The organism is Paenibacillus sp. Y859 (assembly GCF_056786405.1).
The window spans coordinates 19,261-27,694 of sequence record NZ_JBXCIZ010000023.1; the positions used below are offsets into that span (position 1 = coordinate 19,261).

Here is an 8,434-nt window from a genome sequence, read left to right on the forward strand (position 1 = left end):
TCTCCTATTCAAATACAGATTTTTTTAGTTGTTCCAACGCGTCATCCGTCACATTTAGTGGAATTGCGCAATTGGGAGAAAGAATAAACGGCTGATCTTTCATTAACGTCAATGCTTCTTCAGCCTGCTGCTTAATTTCTGCAATATTGTTTACAGCAAACAACCCATGATCGACTCCACCTACTTTAGTCGCTTTAAGATTTGCATCTAAACCTGGGTTCCCCTCGGCTATAGTATCCCAACTGATCCCATCAATCCGATAATCGTTGAATTTCTCAGGTTGGGCATGGGCTCCGCAAGTATGAAGAATGTTTTTGCCATAGCTTGCCGCTTCTAAGACAATAGAATCATAGGGTCTGGAGAACTCATCAAACATAGCTTCATCGAATAGTCCTGGGTGAGCTGTACCCGTCACTGCGTAGAACAAACCGTCAGAGCCTGCTTGCTGCAGCTCTTGTACATAATCAGCTAAGGTTAATGAAATCGCATGTAACGCATGGTGTGCTGCCGCTCGATGTTCCTTAAACAAGGATTCCAAGGTTACTGGGTGCTCAATACCAAACACCGTTTTTGTAACATAAGCAGAACGGCCTGCAATAAATAGTAATACAGTTAATGGTGAGAACACCGTTTGGATTAGAGGCGTATCTGGTAACCCTTGACGAATTTGCCTAACCGCATCTAAATGCTCTGCCAAGGGTGCTGTATGTGCAGCCTTTTTGACTTCTAGATCCCATAAATTAGCCGCTGCTTCAATGACAGTTGTTTGCTGCCTCGGAAATACAGTCTCATAATCCGTAAAGTCGTATTGATTACCCCATGCTTCCGCTAAATAAGTCGCTCTTGGATTAATCTTGACCCAATCCCAATCATATTTTTTCGTAAAAGAAATTGTAGTTTGTGCTAAATCATCAGCATTTTGTTCTTTGTCGATAAAATGGCGCCATCCACTCACAATTGGACGATCCGCTCGTTCTCCCGATAAAATCGCTTTAAATCTATCTTGCTTACTCCATTCACTCATCTGTCGATTCCCTCCTAGAATATATAATGGCTAGTAACGGCGAATTTTTCTTGCTAGCGTGTTGCCTAAAGATTGAATGCCTTGCACTAAAATAATAAGAATAATCACGGTGGCTACTACGACAACAGTGTCAAATCGTTGGTATCCATATACGATAGCCAAGTCTCCGACGCCGCCGCCACCTACCGTTCCGGCCATTGCAGTTGCACCTATCAAACCAATCGTCGCCGTTGTCAAAGACAGGATTAATGACCCAACGGCCTCTGGCAACAAAAAGTACCATATGACTTGAAATGGAGTAGCCCCCATCGCCTCAGCAGCTTCAAGAATTCCTGGGTTCACTTCAAGCAAGGAGTTTTCTACCAAACGTCCTATATAAGGTGCGATATAGATAATGAGCGGTACGATCGCTGCGCTTGTCCCAATCGAAGTATGAACAATCAATCGTGTGAAAGGCACAATCGCAACTAGTAAAATAATAAAAGGCAAAGAACGAATGATGTTGATAATCGGATTTAGTATGGCGTAAAGCGCTTTGTTCTCCAACACCCCACCAGGACGAGTGATTACAAGAAATATCCCAAATGGGATCCCTATCAGGGAGCCCACAAACAAGGAGATGCCTACCATTTGAATCGTTTCTATAATCGCCTTCATAAATTGCTCACCTGTTACTGTTGTCGAAAACATTAGATTCTACCTCCTCTACGCCTACTCCATTTCTTGTCAAGAAAGATAAAGCATTGTTAATCTCTGATGTCTCACCATCGAATTGAATAATCACTGTTCCCAATGTTGTTTCTTGAATCTCCGTCGTATTCGCAAATAAAATATTGACCTTTATATCATAGGAGCGAATCATCTCAAACAGGATAGGTTCAGAGGCCCTTTCCCCCACAAAATTAAGTTTATAAATCAGACTTCCGGGTTCTGTTTTGATGGATTTTTGTACGCTTGGTGTAATGCTATTTTGAATAACCGTCTTCACGAAATTTTGCGTAGCCTGATGTTTGGGACGTCCGAATACATCGAGAACGCTTCCTTGTTCAATAATCCGGCCCTCTTCCATCACCGCCACCTTGTTACAAATCTCTTGAATGACAGACATTTCATGTGTAATGATCATCACTGTAATGTTATATTCAGCATTGATTTTTTTTAAAAGCTGTAGAATAGAATGTGTCGTCTGTGGATCTAATGCAGAAGTCGCCTCATCACATAGAAGGATAGACGGATTCGAGGCAAGCGCTCTAGCAATTCCGACACGCTGTTTCTGTCCACCTGATAATTCACTCGGATAACTCCCCGCTTTGTCACTTAATCCAACAAACTCTAGCAGCTCCAGTACCCGCTGGCGTATTTCATTTTTATTCTTTTTTAGTAGAACGAGGGGGATTGCCACATTATCAAATACTTTTTTAGATTCTAATAGATTGAAATGTTGAAAAATCATGCCTATATTCTTCTTAGCAGCTCGTAGCTCTTTATCGTTGTATGTTCCCAAATCATGCCCAGCAACCATCACCTGTCCTTTAGTGGGTCTTTCCAAATAATTGACTAACCGAATTAATGTGCTTTTCCCCGCACCACTATAGCCGATAACTCCAAATATATCGCCCTTTTCGACCTTTAAATCGATCCCTTTCAGCGCATCAATAGTGATCCCTTTCCGAGTGAATGTTTTGTAAACATTCTTTAATTCAATCATTTACATTCCCCCCAGTCATATTTAGGATTTAGGATTCTCTATCAGCTTCAACAGTGCTTGTTCTGACAATGATGCAAAATATTTAGCAGCTGGTAATATCGCAGCCTCATCAACATCGAATCGAGGGTGATGCAAAGCATAGGCCGGTCCGGTTCCTATATTTACAAAAGCACCCGGTATCCGCTGTAAATATAATGAGAAATCTTCTCCTCCCATTTGCGGTGGGATATCGTGTACATCATATCCAGCATGCAAGGCGATTTCTTTAGTAAAGTCAGCCCATTCGCCATCATTTATAGTTGCTGGTGGACCTGGATACCAATGCAATTGTGCCTCTGCTCCAGCTGCTGCAGCAATCCCTTCAATTATTCGAGTCATTTGGATGGGAATGAGGCGACGAATCTCTTCATTATGAGTTCGAACCGTACCTTCTAATTCAACCTTTTCCGGTAATACATTCCATGTGAAGCCCCCGTTAATTCTGGTAACACTTAACACAATCGGCTCCATAGCACTGTTTTGGCGGCTTATTATGGTTTGTAACGCTGTAATGATTTGAGCCGCAATCAGAATGCTATCCACACCTTTTTCAGGAGTAGCAGCATGAGCGCCGACACCTTTTACAGTGATTTCAAACCGATCGACACCTGCTGTTAAAGCTCCCGTTCTTGTTCCAAACACACCTATAGGTAAGTCTGGTGAATTATGTAAACCAAATATAGCAGCTACACTTTCGAGACCTCCTGATGCTAAAACACTTTCCGCTCCGTGTCCTGTTTCTTCTGCTGGCTGGAACAACACTCTAACCCTTCCAGGTAATTCACTTTCACGATCCTTCAACAAGAAGGCAGCACCCAAAATAGTAGCCGTGTGAAAATCGTGACCACATGCATGCATTTTTCCAGGAATCTCAGAGGCAAAAGGCAATTCAGTTTGTTCTTCTATCGGAAGTGCATCAATATCACAGCGAATGGCCACAATGGGACCGTCACCCTGTCCAATTTCTGCGATAAGTCCGGTTTGTAACGGGAGGTCTAGAATATGAATATTGGCATTTGTCAGCCACTTCCGTAGTTTCTCTGTCGTTTTAAATTCTTCATATGCTAGTTCAGGCTCACGATGTAAATTTCTTCGAACGTCTATTAATTGATTTGCTAAAGCTTGATCAACCTCATTTAGTGGATTCATAGGTGAAGTGCTCCCCTTTCGTTATGCTTCCAATTTTTCTTCAATCCCTTTAATACGCTCGAGCGCAGTAGATAGACTGCTTAAAATGTGATCACGCATGGCTTTTTCTGCACCATCTTCATTTTTGTCAGCTATCATTTGCAAGATAAGATCATGTTCTTCATCTGCCTGCGTGTTCCAATCCCCATGCATGGAGACGAATCGACAATAGCGAAGAGAATGATCTCTTAGTTGATTCAGAACTTTCTCGAATGTTTTCAGTTCACTGATTTCAGATAAATAATCATGGAACTCAAAGCCGTAGGATACAAAATTCTGACTGTCGCCAAGCTGGAAGGATTGTTTCATTTTTGTGATCAACGTCGTTAAATTGACAATATCCTTATCTGTAGCATGCTTAGCTGCACTTCTTGCAATATAGCCTTCAAGCATGCTGCGAATAAGAAATATTTCTTCAACCTCTTTAAGGGTTACTGAAGCTACCCGTAGCCTTCCATTCGGCTGCCGCACGAGAAAACCCTCGATCTCTAATCTCTGTATTGCTTCTCTTAGTGGCGTGCGACTGACCCCGATTAGCGCTGCTAAATTTTCTTCATGTACAGGTTGGTTCGGCTCTAACTCACTATCAATAATTTTTTCTTTTAATGCATAGTAGGTATTATCCTTTGACAACCTTCGTGATCGTATCACCATATCTTTACTACTCCTCATCAATCATCTATAAGGTACGAACCCAACAATATATTTGTATAATTGTATACAATTATTAATTTTAATTTCAGTACCACTCTTTATCTTTACCACGTTGCCACGCCTAGCCTATATTACTTTTATAAAATCTAATATGTTGAATACATTGTTATTTGTAAATTTATTTCATCCCAATCAAGCTTTTTTATACTATATTCCTATTATTCCACCTAGTCAAGTGGGTATTAACAAATAAGTGCACTCTCAACATAAAAAAACTACAACCACAAATGAAAAGTCCCCTATAGAATAGACCTTTTATAAGGTCTATTCTATAGGGGACTTTTTAAAGAATCCTTCGGGTTTCTTTTTACGACCCATTAATATTTTTGGAGGTGTGTCAGTTACCACTTGCATGCTGTATTAGTTACTCATCATCACTTTCATCATCTGAATCACTGAATAGCTCATGAAGTACTGACTCTCTATTTTCGAGAAAACGTCTAGTGATAATGTAGTGTAATGTATCTTAATACCTAATTTCCCCAACGGGGTGTTCATCGAAGTTAAGTATCTGTGCATCTGGGTAACCAAGAAGGATCGGAGAATGAGTTGCTATGATGAACTGGGCTTCATTTTCCAAATCCTTCATGATACGTAATAATGCTAATTGCCGTGCTGGTGAAAGTGCTGCCTCTGGCTCGTCTAGTAAATAGATTGCCTTTTTCCCAAAACGATTGTTAAAGAGAGACAGAAAAGCCTCACCATGTGATTGCTCATGTAAGGATAGACCCCCATAAGATCTCAGACTCTCTGGCATAGTATCTAGATGAGATGCAAATTGATAAAAGGTTTCCGCTCTCAGAAAAAATCCGTTTGTAATCTTGGGCATCCAAGACAAGCGTATATGATCACCTAGGACAGATTGAGCAGCATCTACCTCATAGGTGTTGTTCCTTCCACCACCTGCCGTATTAAACCCACATTGATAGGCTATTCCCTCTAGGATAGTCGATTTTCCTGAACCATTTTCTCCAACAAGGAAGGTAATATTGCTCTTGAATTCAAGAGTGTCCAGATTCTTTATAGCTGAAATAGAAAACGGATAGTCGCTATCGTTAATGTCATTTTTCCTCATAATCTCTAGACTTCGTAAGAACAAGATACCCTCTCCCCACCATTTTTCTGCCATGCAGAAAATATAATCATTGTAATATACTGATCTTCTTATGTTACCATAGTCGCCTTCTACAATTTGACATTAAAAAACCGACTTCTCTGTGAACTGCACCCCGATTGTTAGACAAAACTAACAATTGGAGGTGCAGTTTTTCTATGACCAAGTTCAGTACAGATCAAAAAAGACAAGCAGTCAGCCGTTATCTAAATGGAGTAGAAAGTCTTAAGACGATTGCGAAATCAATCGGTGTCCATCATTCCGTATTCATCAAATGGATTAAACAATATGAACATCATGGTGATGAGGCTTTTAAAGAGGGCTATACACTGTATTCTGTACAGGATAAACTAGACGTACTTCATTATATGAACGAGAATGGGACGTCAGCAAGAGAAACGGCTGCTATATTTAATATTGCTAGCCATAGTATCCTTTTAAGCTGGCAAAGAAGCGATGCATACTACAGTTTATATAGACATAGATGGAAGAGTGAGCCCTTTTTCAGAACAATGGACCATCGATCTGAATGATTGTGGCATAACGATTCACTATACAACCCTAGCTACATTGAGGCATCTGTTTACATGCATCCACCTTTGAGGTTCGAGTCTTTAACTAAACCATAAGATTCATCCTATTCTCGAGGCAGAAAAAAGACGTATGTTCTTATGACAGAACATACGTTTTTTTAATGTTTTTACGTAGTGAATATTTACAGTCTGCAGAGAAAATCCTCTTTAGAAGGAATCCTTATTTATGAAACTCGAACGATCGTTAACGCCGCACCTACACCGCCACCAAGTAGCGTTGCCGCACCTAGTAGACCGAATAATTGCAATTGCACAGTAGTTCCTGCCCCTAGAACCGTTATAACGGTACTATTAAAGCTTGATAAGTTTATGAGTGGATTGACAATCGAAGGCGTCAATGCTGTGCCATTAATTAGAAGCTGTGAATTTACAGCTAAAGCTGCAGTCAGGTTGATTTGATAAGATATCATATACGTTCCAGCAGTTGGGATCGTGATGATTGTACTCGCTCCATTAATTGTTATTCCGTTTAAAATATGATCATCAGGAAGCGGAATACTAGTACCACCAAGGAGAACTGCAATTACTGCACCAGAAGTATTAGCAGCAAAAGCATTTACATCGGTAAAGACATCTCCCGTGGCTCCGGTATCTCCAGTTGCTCCGGTATCACCTGTGGCACCTGTATCACCAGTTGCTCCGGTATCGCCTGTTGCTCCGGTATCTCCAGTTGCTCCGGTATCGCCTGTTGCTCCGGTATCACCTGTTGCTCCGGTATCGCCTGTTGCTCCAGTTGCACCTGTATCACCAGTTGCTCCGGTATCACCTGTGGCTCCGGTATCGCCTGTGGCACCTGTATCACCAGTTGCTCCGGTATCGCCTGTGGCTCCGGTATCACCTGTGGCTCCAGTTGCACCTGTATCACCAGTTGCTCCGATATCACCTGTTGCTCCGGTATCACCTGTGGCTCCAGTTGCACCTGTATCACCAGTTGCTCCGGTATCACCTGTGGCTCCGGTATCGCCTGTTGCTCCGGTATCGCCTGTTGCTCCGGTATCACCTGTGGCTCCGGTATCTCCTGTTGCTCCGGTATCACCTGTGGCTCCGGTATCGCCTGTTGCTCCGGTATCACCTGTTGCTCCGGTATCGCCTGTTGCTCCAGTTGCACCTGTATCACCAGTTGCTCCGGTATCACCTGTGGCTCCGGTATCGCCTGTGGCACCTGTATCACCAGTTGCTCCGGTATCGCCTGTGGCTCCGGTATCACCTGTTGCTCCGGTATCGCCTGTTGCTCCAGTTGCTCCGGTATCACCTGTTGCTCCGGTATCACCTGTGGCTCCAGTTGCTCCGGTATCACCTGTTGCTCCGGTATCGCCTGTGGCTCCGGTATCGCCTGTTGCTCCGGTATCGCCTGTGGCTCCGGTATCACCTGTTGCTCCGGTATCGCCTGTTGCTCCGGTATCTCCAGTTGCTCCGGTATCGCCTGTTGCTCCGGTATCACCTGTTGCTCCGGTATCGCCTGTTGCTCCGGTATCGCCTGTTGCTCCGGTATCACCTGTTGCTCCGGTATCACCTGTTGCTCCGGTATCACCTGTGGCACCTGTATCACCAGTTGCTCCGGTATCACCTGTGGCTCCGGTATCTCCTGTTGCTCCGGTATCGCCAGTTGCTCCTGTTTCACCAGTTGCTCCGGTATCACCTGTGGCACCTGTATCACCTGTTGCTCCGGTATCACCTGTTGCTCCGGTATCACCTGTGGCACCTGTATCACCTGTGGCACCTGTGGCTCCGTCTGCTCCGGTTGCTCCTGTTGCTCCGTCTACTCCGGTTGCACCTGTTGCTCCGTCTACTCCGGTTTCACCTGTTGCTCCGTCTGCTCCGGTTTCACCTGTTGCTCCGTCTGCTCCGGTTGCTCCTGTGGCTCCGTCTGCTCCTGTTGCTCCAGTCTCTCCAGTTGCTCCGGTGGCACCTGTGGCTCCGTCTGCTCCGGTTGCACCTGTTGCTCCGTCTACTCCGGTTGCACCTGTGGCTCCGTCTGCTCCGGTTGCACCTGTTGCTCCATCTGCTCCCGTTGCTCCTGTGGCTCCGTCTGCTCCGGTTGCACCTGTTGCTCC

The 8,434-nt window shown here is 43.8% G+C and carries 6 protein-coding genes and 2 pseudogenes; 1 reads left to right on the top strand and 7 read right to left on the bottom strand.

Annotated features, from left to right (window positions below; genetic code table 11):
• Positions 1-4: 4 nt before the first annotated feature.
• The 6 genes and pseudogenes from AC1TO8_RS23320 to AC1TO8_RS23345 all read right to left on the bottom strand — a co-directional run bounded on the left by AC1TO8_RS23320 (position 5) and on the right by AC1TO8_RS23345 (position 5,772).
• Positions 5-1,024, bottom strand: a complete 1,020-nt coding sequence (locus tag AC1TO8_RS23320) for a uroporphyrinogen decarboxylase family protein (protein WP_482057979.1) — start codon at positions 1,022-1,024, stop codon at positions 5-7.
• Between the two features lie 30 nt (positions 1,025-1,054).
• Entirely contained in the window at positions 1,055-1,714 is a 660-nt protein-coding gene (locus tag AC1TO8_RS23325; protein WP_482057980.1) for a methionine ABC transporter permease, read from the bottom strand.
• Complete coding sequence (locus tag AC1TO8_RS23330; protein WP_482057981.1) at positions 1,689-2,732, bottom strand: methionine ABC transporter ATP-binding protein; 1,044 nt, start codon at positions 2,730-2,732, stop codon at positions 1,689-1,691. Before AC1TO8_RS23330 ends, AC1TO8_RS23325 begins: the two co-directional genes overlap by 26 nt.
• A 21-nt stretch (positions 2,733-2,753) precedes the next feature.
• The gene (locus tag AC1TO8_RS23335; protein ID WP_482057982.1) at positions 2,754-3,920 is read right to left on the bottom strand and encodes an amidohydrolase; all 1,167 of its coding nucleotides are present in this window, start codon (positions 3,918-3,920) and stop codon (positions 2,754-2,756) included.
• Positions 3,921-3,941: 21 nt separating this feature from the next.
• The gene (locus tag AC1TO8_RS23340; RefSeq protein WP_482057983.1) at positions 3,942-4,613 is read right to left on the bottom strand and encodes a GntR family transcriptional regulator; all 672 of its coding nucleotides are present in this window, start codon (positions 4,611-4,613) and stop codon (positions 3,942-3,944) included.
• A gap of 424 nt (positions 4,614-5,037) precedes the next feature.
• Positions 5,038-5,772: pseudogene (locus AC1TO8_RS23345) on the bottom strand (AAA family ATPase).
• Between the two features lie 173 nt (positions 5,773-5,945).
• Here AC1TO8_RS23345 and AC1TO8_RS23350 point away from each other — a divergent pair.
• A pseudogene (locus AC1TO8_RS23350) lies at positions 5,946-6,236 on the top strand (transposase); the annotation flags it as partial.
• Positions 6,237-6,544: 308 nt separating this feature from the next.
• Here the strand turns inward: AC1TO8_RS23350 and AC1TO8_RS23355 are convergent.
• Positions 6,545-8,434, bottom strand: a 1,890-nt coding sequence (locus tag AC1TO8_RS23355; RefSeq protein WP_482057984.1) for a beta strand repeat-containing protein, incomplete at its 5' end; no start/stop codon positions are given.